The sequence below is a fragment of the Thioalkalivibrio sp. ALE16 genome (assembly GCF_000381305.1).
Taxonomy (GTDB): Bacteria; Pseudomonadota; Gammaproteobacteria; order Ectothiorhodospirales; family Ectothiorhodospiraceae; genus Thioalkalivibrio.
On the sequence record NZ_KB906370.1, the window covers coordinates 48,589 to 65,378 of the forward strand.

General features: G+C 66.0%; 19 protein-coding genes. 15 read left to right on the top strand and 4 right to left on the bottom strand.

Going from position 1 to position 16,790, the window contains the following annotated elements; translation table 11 throughout:
* Positions 1-3: 3 nt before the first annotated feature.
* Together F627_RS0112730 and F627_RS0112735 are read left to right on the top strand one after the other, a co-directional pair.
* On the top strand, positions 4-363 hold the full coding sequence (locus F627_RS0112730; RefSeq protein WP_019584261.1) for a tetratricopeptide repeat protein: 360 nt from the start codon (positions 4-6) through the stop codon (positions 361-363).
* Positions 360-1,337, top strand: coding sequence for a lysophospholipid acyltransferase family protein (locus F627_RS0112735; protein ID WP_019584262.1), 978 nt, complete (start codon positions 360-362; stop codon positions 1,335-1,337). Before F627_RS0112730 ends, F627_RS0112735 begins: the two co-directional genes overlap by 4 nt.
* A 33-nt stretch (positions 1,338-1,370) precedes the next feature.
* Here F627_RS0112735 and F627_RS0112740 read toward each other — a convergent pair whose 3' ends face one another.
* On the bottom strand, positions 1,371-2,138 hold the full coding sequence (locus F627_RS0112740; protein WP_018881481.1) for an NYN domain-containing protein: 768 nt from the start codon (positions 2,136-2,138) through the stop codon (positions 1,371-1,373).
* A 132-nt stretch (positions 2,139-2,270) separates the two neighbouring features.
* Here F627_RS0112740 and F627_RS0112745 point away from each other — a divergent pair, with 132 nt between their 5' ends.
* The 3 genes from F627_RS0112745 (at position 2,271) to msrA (ending at position 5,009) form a co-directional block, all read left to right on the top strand.
* Complete coding sequence (locus F627_RS0112745) at positions 2,271-3,092, top strand: DNA-formamidopyrimidine glycosylase family protein (RefSeq protein WP_018878604.1); 822 nt, start codon at positions 2,271-2,273, stop codon at positions 3,090-3,092.
* A gap of 112 nt (positions 3,093-3,204) precedes the next feature.
* Positions 3,205-4,365, top strand: a complete 1,161-nt coding sequence (locus tag F627_RS0112750) for a PQQ-dependent sugar dehydrogenase (protein WP_019584263.1) — start codon at positions 3,205-3,207, stop codon at positions 4,363-4,365.
* 11 nt (positions 4,366-4,376) lie between these two features.
* Positions 4,377-5,009, top strand: coding sequence for a peptide-methionine (S)-S-oxide reductase MsrA (msrA, locus tag F627_RS0112755; protein WP_019584264.1), 633 nt, complete (start codon positions 4,377-4,379; stop codon positions 5,007-5,009).
* Positions 5,010-5,253: 244 nt separating this feature from the next.
* On the opposite strand, the gene F627_RS0112760 is transcribed toward msrA, so the two are convergent.
* Both F627_RS0112760 and F627_RS0112765 read right to left on the bottom strand, forming a co-directional pair.
* Positions 5,254-6,096: a gamma-glutamyl-gamma-aminobutyrate hydrolase family protein gene (locus F627_RS0112760; RefSeq protein WP_019584265.1), complete on the bottom strand. Its 843-nt coding sequence runs from the start codon at positions 6,094-6,096 to the stop codon at positions 5,254-5,256.
* Complete coding sequence (locus tag F627_RS0112765; RefSeq protein ID WP_019584266.1) at positions 6,083-7,105, bottom strand: amidoligase family protein; 1,023 nt, start codon at positions 7,103-7,105, stop codon at positions 6,083-6,085. Before F627_RS0112765 ends, F627_RS0112760 begins: the two co-directional genes overlap by 14 nt.
* A 73-nt stretch (positions 7,106-7,178) precedes the next feature.
* Here F627_RS0112765 and folB point away from each other — a divergent pair, with 73 nt between their 5' ends.
* The 6 genes from folB (at position 7,179) to fetB (ending at position 12,133) form a co-directional block, all read left to right on the top strand.
* A complete protein-coding gene (folB, locus tag F627_RS0112770) occupies positions 7,179-7,538 on the top strand; it encodes a dihydroneopterin aldolase (protein ID WP_018881475.1) in 360 nt (119 codons plus the stop codon).
* A gap of 425 nt (positions 7,539-7,963) precedes the next feature.
* Positions 7,964-8,695 (top strand): TorF family putative porin, encoded by a 732-nt coding sequence (locus F627_RS0112775; protein WP_026279134.1) that lies wholly within the window; start codon positions 7,964-7,966, stop codon positions 8,693-8,695.
* A 66-nt stretch (positions 8,696-8,761) separates the two neighbouring features.
* Complete coding sequence (locus F627_RS0112780) at positions 8,762-9,100, top strand: P-II family nitrogen regulator (RefSeq protein WP_012981610.1); 339 nt, start codon at positions 8,762-8,764, stop codon at positions 9,098-9,100.
* Between the two features lie 35 nt (positions 9,101-9,135).
* On the top strand, positions 9,136-10,389 hold the full coding sequence (locus tag F627_RS0112785; protein ID WP_026332111.1) for an ammonium transporter: 1,254 nt from the start codon (positions 9,136-9,138) through the stop codon (positions 10,387-10,389).
* A gap of 326 nt (positions 10,390-10,715) precedes the next feature.
* Entirely contained in the window at positions 10,716-11,336 is a 621-nt protein-coding gene (locus F627_RS0112790) for an ATP-binding cassette domain-containing protein (RefSeq protein ID WP_019584268.1), read from the top strand.
* Complete coding sequence (fetB, locus tag F627_RS0112795; RefSeq protein WP_019584269.1) at positions 11,327-12,133, top strand: iron export ABC transporter permease subunit FetB; 807 nt, start codon at positions 11,327-11,329, stop codon at positions 12,131-12,133. The genes F627_RS0112790 and fetB overlap by 10 nt, the downstream gene beginning before the upstream one ends.
* Before the next feature lie 100 nt (positions 12,134-12,233).
* On the opposite strand, the gene speE is transcribed toward fetB, so the two are convergent.
* The gene (speE, locus tag F627_RS0112800; protein WP_018882572.1) at positions 12,234-13,085 is read right to left on the bottom strand and encodes a polyamine aminopropyltransferase; all 852 of its coding nucleotides are present in this window, start codon (positions 13,083-13,085) and stop codon (positions 12,234-12,236) included.
* A 315-nt stretch (positions 13,086-13,400) separates the two neighbouring features.
* On the opposite strand from speE, the gene speA reads away from it, so the two are divergent.
* From speA to F627_RS0112820, 4 genes are all read left to right on the top strand, one after another.
* Positions 13,401-15,305 (top strand): biosynthetic arginine decarboxylase, encoded by a 1,905-nt coding sequence (gene speA / locus F627_RS0112805; RefSeq protein ID WP_019584270.1) that lies wholly within the window; start codon positions 13,401-13,403, stop codon positions 15,303-15,305.
* 5 nt (positions 15,306-15,310) lie between these two features.
* Complete coding sequence (locus F627_RS0112810) at positions 15,311-15,559, top strand: YcgL domain-containing protein (RefSeq protein WP_018878593.1); 249 nt, start codon at positions 15,311-15,313, stop codon at positions 15,557-15,559.
* A gap of 199 nt (positions 15,560-15,758) precedes the next feature.
* Complete coding sequence (locus F627_RS15835) at positions 15,759-15,986, top strand: AbrB/MazE/SpoVT family DNA-binding domain-containing protein (protein ID WP_231366537.1); 228 nt, start codon at positions 15,759-15,761, stop codon at positions 15,984-15,986.
* Complete coding sequence (locus tag F627_RS0112820; RefSeq protein ID WP_019584271.1) at positions 15,980-16,306, top strand: type II toxin-antitoxin system PemK/MazF family toxin; 327 nt, start codon at positions 15,980-15,982, stop codon at positions 16,304-16,306. The genes F627_RS15835 and F627_RS0112820 overlap by 7 nt, the downstream gene beginning before the upstream one ends.
* The last annotated feature ends 484 nt before the right edge of the window (positions 16,307-16,790 follow it).

Genomic DNA, 16,790 nt, shown 5'->3' on the forward strand with positions numbered 1-16,790 from the left:
CCCATGAGCGACATGATCGAACGTTTCCAGAACATGCTCGATGGCGGACAGGACTCCGCCATGCTGCGTTTCTCGCTGGGCAACGCCCTGGCGACCGACGGTCAGCTCGAGGCCGCCGTCCCGCATCTCGAACGGGCGCTGGAGCTGGACGGCGGCTATTCCGCGGCGTGGAAGCTGCTGGCGAAGACGCTGGTCCACCTCGAGCGCCCGGAGGCGGCGCTGTCCACCTGCGAGCGCGGCATTCGCGTGGCCACGGAGAAAGGCGACCTGCAGGCGGTGAAGGAGATGGAGGTCTTCGCCAAGCGCGCCCGCAAGCAGCAGGCCGCCACGGACGGGCCGGGCGACGGCTCCGGGGGCGCATGAGCGCAGCCGACGACGATCGAAGCCGGAGCGAGGACGCCGGCGCCTACCAGGCCCCGCTGACCGCGGCCCACTTCGCCCCGCGCTACTGGGGCAGCTGGCTGCTGCTGGGCCTGGCGTGGGTGCTGCAGGAATTGCCGCGCCCGGCCGTGCGTGGCCTGGCCCGTGGCCTGGGCCGGCTGATCCGGCGCTTTGCCGGGCGCAGTCGCGCGGTGGCCGAACGCAACCTGGAGCTGTGCTTCCCGCAGCTGAGCCCCGCCGAACGCATGCAACGCCTGGAGGCCTATTACCGCTACCAGGCACAGACCGTGCTGGACTATGGCCTGTTGTGGTTCGGCAAGCCGGGGCAGCATGCCGCGCGTATCCGCATCGAGGGCCTGGAACATTACGAGCGCCTGAGCTCGGCCGGCATCCCGGTGATCATCCTCGCGCCGCATTCACTGGCGCTGGACTACGGCGGCGTGCGCATGAGCCAGATGTTCGATGGCGTGTCCTTCGCCAAGCCGATGAAGAACCCGGTGCTGGAGTGGATCAACCACCGCAGCAGGACGCGCTACTCCGGCGACATCTTCGCCCGTGACCAGGGCCTGCGCCCGGCGATCCGCCAGCTCAAGCGCGGGCGCTTCTTCTATTACCTGCCGGACGAGGACCTGGGCGCCGAGGGCGCCGTCTTCGTCGACTTCTTCGGTGTGAAGAAGGCCACGCTGACCGCGCTGGCCCGTCTGACGCGCATGTCGAAGGCCGCGGTGCTCCCCAGCTTCGCCTGGTACGACCCCGCGGCGGATCAGTACGTGATGCGCCTGTGGCCGCCGCTGGAGGATTACCCCACGGGTGACGACGATGCGGATGCCCGGCAGATGAACGCAGCCGTGGAACGCGGCATCGAACAGGCCCCGGCGCAGTATCTGTGGTCCATGCGCCTGTTCCGCACCCGCCCCGCCGGCGAGCCGCGCCTGTACCCCGACCGCAAGCGCTGATCAGCCACCGCCTTCATGCGCTATTGGGTGGTGTCAGGGAGTCGCAGGCGTCGGGCGCGGGCAAACACTTCTCAGACCGTCGATGTGTTCGTGCAGGTCCGGGCGGATGGTTGCCCACATGGGGTCGAGGATGAAATCGATCCCTTCCCGTCGTGCCAGTTTGGCGGCTGGAACGAAATCGGAGTCGCCCGAGACCAGGATGATCTGATTCACCTGTTGCTTGAACGACAATGCGGCGATATCAATGCCCAATCGCATATCCACGCCCTTTTGGCGCAGGTCGAGGTGGAAATCGGCGTCGGTGATGTCCGTCCAGTCGCGCGCTCCCTGGCAGAGTGCATGCAGCGCGTGTTGCTTCAGGCGCCAGTGGACATGGTTGGTCGGCAGCTCCCCGAGCCGCAAAGCGACCTTTCGCTGGCTGCGAAGTGCGTCATGGAATGCCCGCCGCCATACGGCGACCTCGCTTCTGCCGTAGTCGACAGGGCTCTTGCCTAGTGGGGTGTGTCCTTTCCAGTTCGACGGGTGGGCGTCGTAGACAAATATGCGATAGAGGCGGGAAACCCGCGGCCCATTGCGTGGGGCGTTGAGATGATCAAGGGCGAGACCGTGGAGGGTTTTCGCGGTTTCTTCCGGGCCTTGCTTGCCGAAAATGCGTCGGCTTCGAACCAGAAAGAAGCCGGCGTCGACCAGCACCGCAGTCACGGCAGGACTTGCGTGGCGCAGAAACAAAGAGCCCTCGGGGTCGGCCTTCCCTGAATCATTGAGAGAAGGCTTACTGCCGAGGGCGGATCTATCTTTCATTCTAGGTACCTCCCTGTACCTTGACAAGTTTTCCGAATTTGGCCCAAGAGTGCCAATCATTCAAGGGGGGCGGCCTCAGCGTTCCCGATTGCATTCGTTTGATCCGGATGCGGCTCAAGGAGATGGGGTGCCATGCCCGAGGGCGATACGATCCACAAGCTGGCGGCGGCGCTGCGGCCCGTGCTCGAGGGGGTGGCGCTGAGCCGGGTCGCCACCCGTGTGCGCCGCGGAGATCCGTTACTGGAACACGGCGCGATGACCGCGGAGGCCGTGCAGGCCCGGGGCAAGCACCTGCTGCTGGACCTGGAGGCGGCGGACGGGCGGCGCTGGCAGTTGCGCAGCCATCTCGGGATGTACGGGACCTGGCACCAGTATGCGCCGGGCGCGGCGTGGCACAAGCCGGCGGCCGGGGCGTGGGCGGTGCTGGGCCTGCCGGATCGCGTGCTGGTCTGTTTCCACCCGCGTGAGCTGCAGTGGCGTCCGCGCGCGGACGGCGCACGGGACGTTCCCCGGCTGGATGCGCGGGTGGGCCCCGACCTGCTGGACCCGGCGATTGACCTGGATGCGGTTGTTGCCCGGGTACGCGATCGTGCCGATTCAGCCCGCCCGATCGTGGATGTGCTGCTGGATCAGTCCCTGGCGGCGGGGATCGGCAACATCTACAAGTCCGAGGTGCTGTTCCTGCAGGGGTGCCATCCACTGCGTCCTCTGGCACAGGTGCCGGAGGCCATGCTGCGCGGGTTGTACCGCGATGCCGAGCGCCTGCTGCGGCGCAATGTGAAGCCGGGGCCGCGGATTACCCGTGAGCGTGCGGAGGCGGGGGCGTTTCTGAACGTCTACGGTCGTCGGGGTGAGCCCTGTCACCAGTGCGGGGCACCGGTCGAATATGCCCGACTGGGCGAGCACCTGCGTGCGACCTACTGGTGTCCGGTCTGCCAGCCGGGGAACCCGTAGGCCCCCGCGGCATCCCAAAAGGATATGAATGATGCACGGCTCCTGGCCGTGCCGCCCAAGTCTCCAGCGGTATCCCGCCTCGCAGGCATCGCATTTTCCAAGGAGGTGAACCATGCAGACGCGCACGATGAAGACGAGCCGCCTTACCCTGGCGCCCGTGCTGGCCGGTCTGGTGATGGCCTGTACCGGATCCTCCGGGGTCTCGGCCGAGGGGCTGGGGGCCGGGGAGCATGGCCTGCAAGCCAGTGTGCTGCACGAGGGACTTAATCACCCCTGGGCCATTGCGTTTTTGCCGGAGGGCGGGGCGCTGATCAGCGAGCGCCCGGGCACCCTGCGCTGGTTCGAGGACGCCGGGTCCTTCGACGGCCGGGGCGAGTTGGTGTCCGGTGTTCCGGGCGACCTGCAGGCGCGCAACCAGGGCGGCCTGCTGGACCTCGCGCTGCATCCCGACTTCGCCGAGAACCGCTGGCTGTACTTCACCTATTCCGCAGCCGTGGATGGCGGGCTCACCACACGCCTGGCGCGCGCACGTTTCCAGGACCGTGAGCTTCAGGATGTGGAGACGCTGTTCACGGCCGAGCCGGGCGTCTCCGGGGGGCGCCACTTCGGCAGCCGCATCGTGTTCGATGACGCGGGCTACGTGTATATCAGCGTGGGGGATCGTGGCCAGCGCGATCATGCCCAGGACACCTCGACTCATATCGGCAGCATCATCCGGCTGCATGATGACGGCCGCGTCCCGGACGACAATCCGCTGGTGGATGATGCCGATGCCCGCCCCGAGATCTGGGCCTGGGGGGTGCGCAACCCGCAGGGCATGGTGATGGACCCCGAGACCGGCACCTTCTGGCAGAACGAGCACGGCCCGCGCGGGGGCGATGAGGTTAACATCATCGAGCCCGGCCTGAACTACGGCTGGCCGGTCATTACCCACGGCCGGGAGTATGCCGGCGGGCAGGTCGGCGAAGGCCTGACCGAGAAGGAGGGGATGGAATCGCCCCTGCATCACTGGACGCCCTCCATCGCCCCTTCGGGTATGGCGATCCTCCGCGATCCCGCCTTTGCCGACTGGGACGGCGATCTGCTCGTGGGCGGCCTGGCGCATCAGACCCTTCGCCGGCTGACCTTCGAGGGGCGCGAGCTGGTCAACGAGAGCGAGGTGCTGCCGGATCTCGACCGCCGCGTGCGGGACGTGCGCGTCCATGACGGGGCCATCTATATCCTGACCGACCACAATCCGGGGGAGCTGATCCGGCTCGTCCCGGCCGACTGACGGAGCCGCCGATGTTCGCCTTTTCCGAGCCGCGCATGCCGACCCCCGAACAGGCCCTGCCCGGGCGCGAAGAGCCGATGCCGGTCCCCGAGCGCCACATGGTCCTGGGGACGCCGCTGGCCCCGCCGTACCCCGAGGGCATGCAGGTGATCCATTTCGGCATGGGCTGTTTCTGGGGTGCCGAGCGGTTGTTCTGGCAGCAGGAGGGCGTGTACTCCACCAGCGTGGGCTACGGCGGCGGCTATACCCCGAACCCGACCTATCGCGAGGTCTGCAGCGGCCAGACCGGGCACACCGAGCTGGTGCGGGTGGTGTTCGACCCGCGGAAGGTTTCGCTGGACGCCCTGTTCCGTACCTTCTGGGAGGGGCACGACCCGACCCAGGGTATGCGCCAGGGCAACGATGTCGGCACCCAGTACCGCTCGGCAATCTACACCACCGACCCTGAGCAGACCGCGGCTGCCGAAGCCAGCCGCGAGCGTTTCCACGCCGCGCTGGACGCCGCCGGGCGCGGGGCGATCACCACCGAGATCGCCGAGGGCCCGGCGTACTACTTCGCCGAGGACTACCACCAGCAGTACCTCGCCAAGGTCCCGAACGGCTACTGCGGCCTTGGCGGCCTGTCCGTCCCCTATCCCACCTAGGTCGAAAGGCGTTTTTTACCACGAAGCCCACGAAGGCACGAAGAAAGGCCAGGTCAAAAGCGATTCACAGGAAGGTTTTAAGACCGGAAGAAGGCTGATGCGACGGCCTCCAGCAGCACGTTGATATGGTGCCTTGAGCGACCGTCACGCACTCGACCCTTCACCTGCAAACCTTCTCTTCTTCCAGACTTCCTGTGAATCGCCTTTCTTCGTGCCTTCGTGGGCTTCGTGGTGAATCAGTCTTTTAGCCGTTTTGGGTGGCGGCTTGGACGAGGGCGCGGAACAGGCGCTGGTGGCGGCGTTTCTGTGGGAGGTATTCGGGGTGCCACTGCACGCCGATGCACCAGTCGTGTTCGGCCTCGATGGCCTGGACCACGCCGGTCGATTCGCGGCCGGCGATCTTGAGGTCCCGCCCCAGGTCATTGACGGCGTGGTTGTGGAGCGCGTTCACGTGGAGCGTCGTGTCGCCCAGGATGTTGGCCAGAAGGCTGCGCGGGTCCAGCTCCACCGGCTTGACCGGCAGCAGGCTGCGGGCCTGCGGGGTTTCCACGTAGAACTCGGCCAGGTCGCGGTGCAGGGTGCCGCCACGTACCACGTTGACCAGTTGCATCCCGCGGCAGATGCCGAGGATCGGGCGGTGCTCGTCCAGTGCGCGATGGATCAGGGCCTTCTCCAGCCGGTCCCGGTCGGTGTCCAGTACACCGCCATGGGACTGGAACAGCCGGCGCAGTAACCACAGGGCCGGGTAGAATAGATAGCCGATCAGGCGCTGCGACAGGCGTCGCTCCGCCTGCCGGATGGCAGCCGCATCCGGTCCCTCGGGGAGGGTCTCGCCGTAGAGCTCGGGATCCACATCCGCCCCGCCGCCCACCACCAGACCATCGAAGCGCCGGTGACCGCGCGGCTTGCCCGGGCGCAGCCGCAGCGGACGGCCGCCGGCGCGCCAGACCGCGAGCGCTGTAAACAGCCAGGCGGGCCCGCCGCCCTGGTCGGGTCCGGTAATGGCGATCACCGGGCGGCGTGGACGCGGCGGCGCGGTATCGGCCACGGTATCGGTGGTCGTGCGGTCGGGCTCAGAACCAGTCACGGAGGCGCTGGCTCCAGTCGTCGGCCCAGCGGCCCAGGGCCTGGCCGGGGCGTTCCAGATATTCCCGCGACAGGCGCTCCAGGCGTTCCGGATCCGCCGCCAGGCGCTCGACCTCGACCCAGCCGTTGAACGGCCGCGCGAGGCTCCAGTCCGGGTCGTCGATCTCGCAGTTGGGCAGGCGGTAGTGGAAGGCCGGCCGTGGTTTGATCAGCTCGTGCTCCACGGGTGCCGCGTCGATCCTGCCGGAGTCCAGGTGGGCGAACAGCGGGAGCAGGTCCAGAGGGCGGTTGCGGGTCGGGTTGTGCGCCAGGTAGGCGTCGATCAGGCCCTCCCGGTCGGGACGAAAATCCGGATCCAGCACGTAGCGTACAAACGGGCCGGGAAAAGACCGAATGTAGGGAGACAGGCGCCGCGCCAGGTCAATGGCGCCCGCCGCGGTGAGCACTTCCACCATCAAAAGGAAGCTGCGCAGGACTGCCAGAAGCCACTCGGCATCGGTGCGGTGCACCTCGATATTGATCTGCAGCCCGAAGGCATAGAGAAACGAGCGTTCGGTACCCAGTGCGCCGGCCTGCTGCAGGGCGGCGCGCACCCGGTCCAGGCGGGGAAGGTCAGCCGTCGCGATCGGCGGCGCCACGATCTCGTGCGGGACCAGGCGGCCCGCGGCGTCCGCGAGCCAGCGCTCCAGCGCGGCCTCGTCGGAGTCGTCCAGCTCGATGCCCAGGCGCGCGAGGTGTTCGCGGTAGCCGCGGTCCTTCAGTACCCGGGCGTCCAGCTCCAGTTGGAAGTCGCCGACGTCCGTGTCGCGTACGTGGAAGACGAAGGCGTTGTCCGATTCGACGTGGCCCCCGAACTCGCCTTTCACGGTCTCGGCCATCGTCTCCAGCGACACCCCGGCCATCTCGATCTCCACGCCGATGCGTCGGGGCTCGCCATCCGGGTTGGCGGGCCAGGGGAGTTCGTGAAAGGGCTCGCTCATGCGTGTCTCGTAGTAATCGGGAGGCACCATGATAGCGGCTCGGTGTACCTCGTGCGGCCCGGGCAGTAGGATAGGCGCCGACCCACAGGAGCCCGCCGAACCCATGGATCGAATCTATCTGCGCGACCTCGAGATTGACGCCGTTGTTGGCGTCTACGACTGGGAACAGCGCATCCAGCGCCGCCTGCGATTCGATATCGAACTGGCGGCCGATACCCGCATCGCCGCCTACTCCGGCGAGATCGGCGACACCGTTGACTACGAGGCGGTGGCCAACGCCGTGCGTGCCATCGTCACGCGCGAGCCGCATGCCTTGCTGGAATCCCTGGCCGAGGAGATCGCCGAGGCCCTGATGGCCCAGTTCGGCACGCCGTGGCTGCGCATCAAGCTCGGCAAGCCCGGCGCCGTGCCCGGCGTGCGCGAGGTCGGCATCGAGATCGAGCGCGGCAGCCTTACTTCGTAGACCCGTGCCGGCGACCGGGCGCTGCCCCGGTCGGTGCCATCATCCCCACGCCGTGCTGTGTAATCGCGGGTCGCGAGGCGACGTGGCGATCTGCAGGACAAGGAGATGTTCACCGTACGTCCCGCATGGCCGCGTGTGCGTTGGCCGCGCCTGTCCCCGCCCCGATTTGCCTCTCCGACCCCGCCGCTTGCCGAAGGACTGAATCTTCCGGAATTCCGGACATGGTTCACAGTCCTCGGTCTCCGCACGTTTTTGGTGCGTGTGCACTTTTAGTGCGCACCAAATAAAGGCAAAAGCCCGTGGTTGGGCCGCAACAGGTGTTGCGAAAAGCCGATTTTGCTCCCTTTTGGTACTTGGCACAGCCCGTGCAAGGACCGGGTGTCGACTACGCGACACTCGATTGACCAATCTGGGAGATGACCAACATGAAGAAGTTCACCCGTTCCGCGCTGGCCGCTGCTGTCCTCACCGTAGGCTCCACCGGTGGCGTCGCCTTTACCTCCACCGCCGCCGCGGAGCTGTCCGTGAACATCGGCGCGGTGTCCAATTACTACTTCCGTGGTTTTTCCGAAACCGACGACGGTGCTGCCGTTCAGGGTGGTATCGATTACGAGCATGCCTCTGGTTTCTACGTGGGAACCTGGGTATCGAATGTTGACTTTGGCGTCGACGAGGGGAATGAAGATCAAACAAGCTACGAAATGGATCTTTATCTTGGATTTGCCGACGCGTTCGACAATGGGTTCGGCTACGACGTCGGTTACATCTATTACGCCTATCCGGATGCCCGAGACGATACCGGTTCCCTGAGTGCCGACTTCGGCGAGATCTATGGTGAGGTCAGCTTCGATACGGGCGTTGTGGGACTGTACGGCGGTATGGCCTACGTCGTTCACGACAGCGATGACTCGGCCCTGGAAGACGACGACATGTACTTCTACGCCGGCCTGGATGTCCCGTTCATGGACGTCTACAGCGCCGGCTTCCTGGTAGGTCGCACCAGCTTCGACGATTCCAACGCCGAAAACTACACCCACTACACCGCCAGCCTGACCCGTGATGCGGGCGACTGGGGCGAGTTCAGCTTCAATCTCGAGTATGTCGACGAGACCGACGAAGACCTGGGCGCCTGGGTGGGCTGGTCCAAGACCTTCTGATTCCGCATTACCGCCTAAAGCAACAGCGGGTCCGCCAGATGGCGGGCCCGACTACAGGAGTCTGACATGAAGATGATTACCGCCGTAATCAAGCCGTTCAAGCTTGATGATGTTCGCGAGGCGATCTCGGAGATCGGCGTACAAGGGATGACCATGACCGAAGTAAAGGGTTTTGGTCGCCAGCGCGGTCATACCGAGCTCTATCGCGGTGCCGAGTACGTGGTCGATTTTCTGCCCAAGGTGAAACTGGAAGTGGCTGTCGACGAGAACCTGGTCGATCAGGTGGTCGAGGCCATTTCCAAGTCTGCCAGCACGGGCAAGATCGGCGACGGCAAGATCTTTATCACACCGGTGGAGCAGGTCGTGCGTATTCGCACGGGCGAGACCGGCCCGGAAGCCCTTTAAGGCCTCCGTCTTCCATCGAATGAGGAATTTCAATCATGGAAATTGAACAGCAAGTTGTCGAACTCGCCTACGCAATGGACACCTTTTACTTTCTGGTGGCCGGCGCGCTGGTGATGTGGATGGCCGCGGGCTTTACGATGCTCGAGGCTGGTATGGTGCGCACCAAGAGTGTGGCCGAAATTGCAACGAAGAATATCGCCCTGTATTCGATCGCCAGCATTATGTACATGCTGATCGGTTACAACATCATGTACAGCGACGGCCTGAGCTCTATCATCCCGGGCCTGGGCTTCCTGATCTCGGGCGACAACGCGGTCGCGGACGTACTGGGTAGTGGTGGCGACATCTACTACTCTGATCGTGCCGACTTCTTCTTCCAGGTCGTGTTCGTGGCCACCGCGATGTCCATCGTGTCGGGTGCCGTGGCCGAGCGCATGAAGCTGTGGGCCTTCCTCGCCTTCGCGGTCATCCTGACCGGCTTCATCTACCCGATCCAGGGCTTCTGGAGCTGGGGTGGCGGGATCCTCGACCAGATCGGCTATCTGGACTACGCCGGTTCCGGCATCGTCCACTTCACGGGTGCCGCTGCCGCGCTGGCCGGTGTGCTGCTCCTCGGGGCGCGCAAGGGCAAGTACGGCAAGGATGGCCAGATCAACGCGATCCCGGGCTCCAGCATGCCGCTGGCCACCCTGGGTGTGCTGATCCTGTGGCTGGGCTGGTTCGGCTTCAACGGTGGTTCCGAGCTGAAGGTCTCGGACATCGAGTCGGCCAATGCCGTGGCCGCCGTGTTCGCCAATACCAACCTGGCCGCGGCCGGGGGTGTGGTCGCCGCTCTGATCACCACCCGTCTGGTGTTCGGCAAGGCCGATCTGACCATGGCGCTGAACGGCGCGGTCGCGGGCCTGGTGTCCATCACCGCCGAGCCGCTGATGCCCAGCCCGTTCCTGGCGATGATCATCGGTGCCATCGGTGGCGTGATCGTGGTCTTCTCGATCGTCGCGCTGGACAAGCTGAAGATCGACGACCCGGTCGGCGCGATCTCCGCGCACGGTACCGCCGGTATCTGGGGTGTGATGGCGGTCCTGCTGTCCAACCCGGACGCGACCTTCTTCGGCCAGATCGTGGGCCTGCTTGCCATCTTCGCCTTCGTCTTCGTGGCCAGCCTGATCGTCTGGGCCATCCTCAAGGCGGTGATGGGTATCCGCCTGAGCGAAGAGGACGAGGATGTGGGCGCCGACATCGCCGAGTGCGGTCTCGAGGCCTACCCGGAGTTCACCGGGAAGCAATAAACCCTCGTTAACCTGAACCGGGGTCGGGCCACAGGCCCGGCCCCGACATCGTCTCCTCCGACGCCGACAAGACAGTCTCCCAGGACTTGGATGTTGGCCTTTGGGCGCCCCTCCCCGGGCGCCCTTTTTTTGGTTCCAGAGCGGTGGGAGCGGGCTCGCCCGCGAAGCCCCTGCCCGCGCCGAACAGTGCGATCGACATCCGCCGAGGCAACCCGTCACGGCGGAGCGTTCGTCTCGCAGCAAGCAGCGCCTGCCCGTCCGGCCATTCATCCCGCTGCCCCGGCTTCGGTTACGATCGCCATTTCGCCGCACCGGAACCCTGTCGCATGGATCGCCTGCTGGATGTTCGCCAACTGAAAACCGCCCATCTGGGCCCGCTGGATCTGGCGCTTCAGCCCGGGGAGCTGGTGCAGGTCACGGGCGCCTCCGGTTCCGGGAAATCGCTGCTGCTGCGGGCCCTGGCCGACCTTGACCCCAATACGGGGGAGGTGATGCTGAACGGGGAACCGCGGGACGCCATGGCGCCGGTCGACTGGCGCCGGCGCGTGGCGTATGTGCCGGCGGAGACTGCCTGGTGGGGCGAGCGAGTGGACGAGCACCTGCCAGCAAATTTCGCCCGCCCGGCGGCCCTGCACCTGCTGGAGCAGGTCGCCTTGCCCGAGGCCTCTCTAGGCTGGGAGGTCGAACGTCTCTCCAGCGGCGAGAAGCAGCGCCTGGGGCTGGTGCGCGCGCTGCTGAACCAGCCGCGTGTTCTCTTGCTGGACGAGCCCACCGCCAATCTGGATCTGGAAAACACCAAACGCATCGAACGCGCGGTACGTGGGTATCTCGCCGAGGAAGACGCGGCAGCGCTTTGGGTCAGTCACGACACCCTGCAGCGTCAGCGCCTGGGCGGCCGCATCCTGACCATCGCCAACGGCAAGCTGGAGGTGCCCGCGTGGAACTGATCTCGCTTTCCGCGCTGGATTTGTCGCTGGCGGCCTTGCTGGTCGTCGCGCTGGCAGGGCTGACCGTCTGGGCACGTATGGGGCTGGGGCGCAGCCTGCTGATCGCCGGGGCGCGCACCGTGATCCAGCTGCTGCTGGTCGGGCTGATCCTGCAGACGCTGTTCGACCATGCGCAGCTCGGTTGGGTGGCCTTGATGGCGGTGATCATGCTCGCTGTGGCCGGCTACGAGGTGATGGCGCGCCAGCAGCGCCGCTTCGCCGGGCTGTGGGGCTACGGCATTGGTGCCGTGACCATGTTCATCTCGGCGTTCGCGGTCACCGTGCTGGCGCTGACCACCATGGTCGGCCCGACCCCCTGGTGGGAGCCGCAGTACGCGATCCCGCTGCTGGGCATGCTGCTCGGCAACACCATGACCGGCATCGCACTGGGGCTGGACCGCCTGACCCAGACCATCTGGCGTGAGCGCCGAACAATCGAGGGCCGGCTCGCGATGGGGGCCTCCTGGAGCGAGGCGGTGACGACCATGCGTCGCGAGGCCGCGCGCTCCGGCCTGATGCCGACCATCAATGCCATGGCCGCCGCCGGCATCGTCAGCCTGCCGGGCATGATGACCGGCCAGATCCTGGCCGGCGCCCCGCCGGTGGAGGCCGTGAAGTACCAGATCCTGATCATGTTCCTGATCACCGCCGGTACCGGCTTCGGCACCCTGGGTGCGGTCTGGTTCGCCTCCCGCCGCCTGTTCGACACCCGCGAACGCCTGCGCCTCGACCGCCTCAAGGCCGGCCGCCACACCTAGTCACGAGCTCAATGCAGCCTACGGCGTGTGTGGCGCCCGTCATCGCGAGGCGCGCAGCGCCGTGGCGATCTCCGTGGGTGGCCCCGTCGCTGGCGCGCGATCAGGCGAACAGCTTGCGACGGAAGAACTCCGGGGTGGCACCAGCGGCGCGGTGGATCGCGGCGTTGTAGTAGTGCGTGACAAATGGCAGCTCTTCGGCGGCCTCTTCGCGCAGGAAGGACACCGGGCAGTCCTTCGCGGCGATGGTGCAGGTCCACCAGCCGGAGGGGTAGGTGGCCTGCGGGAAGTGCAGGGTCAGGGCGTCGATGAAGTTCGCCGCGCGCAGGCTGTCGTGCATCGGGCGGATGATGCTGTCGGTGTGCAGTAGCGGCGATTCGCTTTGCTGCACCAGCAGGCCATCCGCGCCCAGGGCCTTCACGCAGTCCTTGTAGAATGGGGTGGAGAACAGGCCTTCGGCCGGGCCGACCGGGTCGGTGGAGTCGACGATGATCACGTCGATGGAGCCGGGGGCGGCGTCCTTCAGGTACTGCACGCCGTCGTCGAACAGCAGTTCGGCGCGCGGGTCGTTGTTGGCGTCGCACAGCTCCGGGAAGTACTGCTCGGACAGGCGGGTGACGCGCTCGTCGATATCCACCTGCACGGCGCGCTCGACCTCGTCGTGCTTGAGGACCTCGCGCAGGGTGCCGCAGTCGCCGCCGCCGATGATCACCACGTTCTTCGGGGCGCTGTGCGAGTACAGCACCGGGTGCGACATCATCTCGTGGTAGATGAAGTTGTCGCGGCCGGTCAGCATCACGCAGTCGTCGATGACCATCAGGTTGCCGAAGGCCTCGGTCTCGTAGATCTCGATCTTCTGGTACGGGGTCTGTTCCTCGTGCAGCTTCTGCTTGATGCGCAGGGACAGCGCCATGTCTTCGTGCGGTTCGCTGAACCAGTTGTTGTCGAGTGCCATTAGGCGGCTCCCCTTGCCGGTGCGGTGGACGGTATGATGCGCCGCTATGATAGTGCCCTGTATCCTGCGGGCAACTCTGTTCTTCTCGTCATTGCGAGGAGCCGTAGGCGACGACGTACAAAAGCAGCGAAGCTGCGTTGAACGGCCGCCGGCCGGCCCGAAGGGCGAGCGTAGCGAGTAATCTCCTGAATGAGGGCAATGCGCCTGGTTGCCCTGATCGCCCCTGGTGTTCGGGGGGATGATGAAGGCGATTGCCACGTCGCTTCGCTCCTCGCAATGACGGGACTTTCCTAGCTTTTGAAATCCGGGAACACCATGACCGTCACGCCCTGGAATCTGGACGAGGCCCGCGCCACCTACGGGATCGATCACTGGAACGGTGGCTTCTTCGAGGTGAACGCCGCGGGCAATGTGGCGATGCGCCGCGCGGACTGGCCGGATCACCCCGGCGTGGACCTGTACGAGCTGGCGGGCCGCCTGCGCGAGGAGCATGTGGGCCCGCCGGTGCTGGTGCGGTTCCAGGACGTGCTGGACGGCCGGGTGCGCCGCCTGGCGCGGGCCTTCGACACCGCCGCGCGCGAGCTGGAGTACGAAGGCGCGTTCACCGCCATCTACCCGATCAAGGTCAACCAGCAGCGCAGCGTGGTGGACCAGATCCTGGCGGCCGGCGATCAGCCGGATGCCGAGGGGCTGACCCCGCGGGTGGGGCTGGAGGCCGGCTCCAAGCCCGAACTGATGGCCGTACTGGCGCAGTCGCGGCCGGGTGCGGCGATCATCTGCAATGGCTACAAGGACCGCGAATACGTGCGCCTGGCGCTGATCGGGCGCCAGCTCGGGCAACGCGTGTACATCGTGATCGAGAAGCCTTCCGAGCTGGAGGAGGTGATCCGCCAGGCCGAGGCCATGCAGGTCGAGCCGCTGCTGGGCCTGCGCGTGCGCCTGGCCTCGATCGGCAAGGGCAAGTGGCAGAACACCGGCGGCGAGAAGGCCAAGTTCGGCCTGTCCGCGGCGGACGTGCTGGGCATCCTCGAGCGCCTGCGCGGCCTTGGCTGGCTGGACCGGCTGCAACTGCTGCACTTCCACATGGGTTCGCAGATCGCGAACATCCGCGACATCCAGAACGGCATGGGCGAGGCAGCCAGCTATTTCGCCGCGCTGACCGAGGCCGGTGCGGCCCTGCGGGTGGTGGATGTCGGCGGCGGGCTGGGGATCGACTACGAGGGCTCGCGTTCGCGCAACGAGTGCTCCATCAACTATTCGGTGGAGGAGTACGCGCTGAACATCCTGCGCCCGCTCAAGCGCATCTGCGAGGAGCAGGGTCTGGTCATGCCGGAGGTGTTCAGCGAGTCGGGCCGCGCCCTGACCGCACACCACGCAGTGCTGATCACCAACGTGATCGATTGCGAGCCGGCTCCGGGGGATGGCGATGTCCCGCCCGCGGAGGATGGCGAGCTGCCCGAGATCGCCGCCATGCGCGCCTTGCTGGAGGACGGCGAGCGCCCGGCCTCCGAGATCTATCACGATGCCGCCTATGGCCTGGCCGAGGTGCAGACGCGCTTTGCCCGCGGGATGCTGTCGCTGGCCGACCGTGCCCGCGCCGAGGCAATCTACTTCGCCCTGTGCCAGCGCCTGCTGGCGCGACCGGAGGCCCTGCCGGCAGAGATCCACGCGGAACTGACCGACAAGCTGGCGGACAAGGTGTTCTGCAACTTCTCCGTGTTCCAGTCGATCCCGGACACCTGGGCGATCAACCAGATCTTCCCGATCATGCCGCTGCACCGGCTGGACGAGCGGCCGACCCGGCGCGCGGTATTGCAGGACCTGACCTGCGACTCCGATGGCCACATCGAGCACTACGTGGAGCGCGAGGGCACGCACACCACGCTTGCCCTGCACCCGTGGAACGACCGCGAGCCGTACTATCTCGGCATCTTCCTGGTCGGCGCTTACCAGGAGATCCTGGGCGATCTGCACAACCTGTTCGGGGACACCGACACCGTGAACGTGGAACTGCTGCCCGAGGGTGGCTACCGTCTGGTGGACCCGGAGCGGGGCGACACCGTCGACGAACTGCTCTCCTATGTGCACTTTGCCCCGGATGACCTGCGCCGCACCTTCCGCGCCAAGATCGACGCCGCCGGCCTGCGTGGCGAGGCCGCGGGACGGCTGCTGGCCGAGCTGGAACAGGGCCTGACCGGCTACACCTATCTCGAGGACTGAACCCCATGCAGTGCTATGTCTACCGCGCGACCCGGCGCGCCGATACCTATGTCTACTTCCCGGAGAAGGACGATTTCTCCGACCTGCCCGAAGGCGTGATGCGCGCCCTCGGCACCCTGGAGTTCGCACTGGAGTTCGATCTGACACCCGAGCGCACCCTGGCCCAGGAAGATCCACAAAAGGTCCTCGCTAACCTCAAGGAGCAGGGCTTCCACCTCCAGTTCCCGCCCCCGGAAGACGAACCCGAGTCCTGACTCTCCGCGCGGCCATACGCACATGGCGCCGCCAAACTCCCAGAACCAGCGCCCTCTCGGTCATCCCGGAAACCGCGCAGCGGTTATCCGGGATCTCATGCGGTCGGGGCTGCCCGGGCTTCAATCTGGCCTCCACGGCGCCCGTGGTGATACATTGTTATAACTTCGGCCGGTTTGTGGGGAGGCCATGAAAACAACTTTGCGACAGATCGGAAACTCCCGCGGCGTTCTGTTACCTGCGACACTGTTGCGCCAATGCGGGATCCGCGACGAGATCGACCTGCGGCTCGAGGGTCACCGGATCGTGATCGAACCGATTACCGAGCCGCGCGCCGGCTGGTTCGACCATTACGACATCGATCAGGACGATGCACCCGAATGGTCCGACGCGCCCTGGGCCGAGGATGCCGAGGAGTGGGAATGGTAGGGCGTCGCGCACCGGTTCGCCGCGGCGACGTCTACTGGGTCAACCTGGACCCTACCGTTGGAACGGAGATCCGCAAGACCCGTCCTGCATTGATTGTCTCCCCCGACGACATGAACGCAGCCTTGCCACGGGTTCTGGTGGCCCCGATCACCAGCAAGGGGCAGCCCCTTGGATGCCGGCCGGAGGTCGAGCTCGCGGGCCGCCCGGCCCGTATTCTTCTGGACCAGATCCGCAGTGTGGACAAGCGGCGTCTGGGGGCCACGCTTGGCTCGATCGAACTCGCAAGCTGGCATCCGCAACTCCTGGAAATGTTCGTCTGACGTTTGTGAGCTGCCATCTGACCAGGCCCTGGGTCGAGCGCGTAGGACAGGACGTTGGTATAGACGAAGACCTTATCGCTCATGCAGCGCGTCCCGATCCGGGCGTTCGCCGCCGAAGTGGCAGCCCTTGTCCAGAGCGGGCAGCGCCGCGCGCTTGGAACGCTCATACCGTTCGGATCGTTCCACGATGTGCTCCAGTTCCTCCATCAGCAGCCGGCAGACCTAAGGAGACGCTGATTGAATCGCACGTCCGCGTTGGTGCCCCCTGTTTTCCGAGGCAAGGCGCGTCGTGCAGCGGGTAGTGGTTCTACCCGCAAGCGGCGCAACGCAGGATCGGGGAACAGGGGGCACCAACCCCACAAGCCATTGAAAGCAGGGGCTCGGCCGCTTTTGCGCGGGAACGGCGTTGCGGCTCCCTTGTGCAGAATGACTGCACGGCGGTCACCGCGCCTTGTTCGCACGCAAAAGCGACTCGAGCGCGGAC

Coding starts and splice junctions, on each gene's coding strand:
- F627_RS0112810 (WP_018878593.1), top strand. CDS start 15,311: ATGCAGTGCTATGTCTACCGCGCGACCCGGCGCGCCGATACCTATGTC.
- F627_RS0112750 (WP_019584263.1), top strand. CDS start 3,205: ATGCAGACGCGCACGATGAAGACGAGCCGCCTTACCCTGGCGCCCGTG.
- F627_RS0112820 (WP_019584271.1), top strand. CDS start 15,980: ATGGTAGGGCGTCGCGCACCGGTTCGCCGCGGCGACGTCTACTGGGTC.
- F627_RS0112735 (WP_019584262.1), top strand. CDS start 360: ATGAGCGCAGCCGACGACGATCGAAGCCGGAGCGAGGACGCCGGCGCC.
- F627_RS0112775 (WP_026279134.1), top strand. CDS start 7,964: ATGAAGAAGTTCACCCGTTCCGCGCTGGCCGCTGCTGTCCTCACCGTA.
- F627_RS0112790 (WP_019584268.1), top strand. CDS start 10,716: ATGGATCGCCTGCTGGATGTTCGCCAACTGAAAACCGCCCATCTGGGC.
- F627_RS0112740 (WP_018881481.1), bottom strand. CDS start 2,138: ATGAAAGATAGATCCGCCCTCGGCAGTAAGCCTTCTCTCAATGATTCA.
- F627_RS0112730 (WP_019584261.1), top strand. CDS start 4: ATGAGCGACATGATCGAACGTTTCCAGAACATGCTCGATGGCGGACAG.
- F627_RS0112765 (WP_019584266.1), bottom strand. CDS start 7,105: ATGGTGCCTCCCGATTACTACGAGACACGCATGAGCGAGCCCTTTCAC.
- F627_RS0112785 (WP_026332111.1), top strand. CDS start 9,136: ATGGAAATTGAACAGCAAGTTGTCGAACTCGCCTACGCAATGGACACC.
- F627_RS0112745 (WP_018878604.1), top strand. CDS start 2,271: ATGCCCGAGGGCGATACGATCCACAAGCTGGCGGCGGCGCTGCGGCCC.
- F627_RS0112780 (WP_012981610.1), top strand. CDS start 8,762: ATGAAGATGATTACCGCCGTAATCAAGCCGTTCAAGCTTGATGATGTT.
- folB (WP_018881475.1), top strand. CDS start 7,179: ATGGATCGAATCTATCTGCGCGACCTCGAGATTGACGCCGTTGTTGGC.
- msrA (WP_019584264.1), top strand. CDS start 4,377: ATGTTCGCCTTTTCCGAGCCGCGCATGCCGACCCCCGAACAGGCCCTG.
- speE (WP_018882572.1), bottom strand. CDS start 13,085: ATGGCACTCGACAACAACTGGTTCAGCGAACCGCACGAAGACATGGCG.
- speA (WP_019584270.1), top strand. CDS start 13,401: ATGACCGTCACGCCCTGGAATCTGGACGAGGCCCGCGCCACCTACGGG.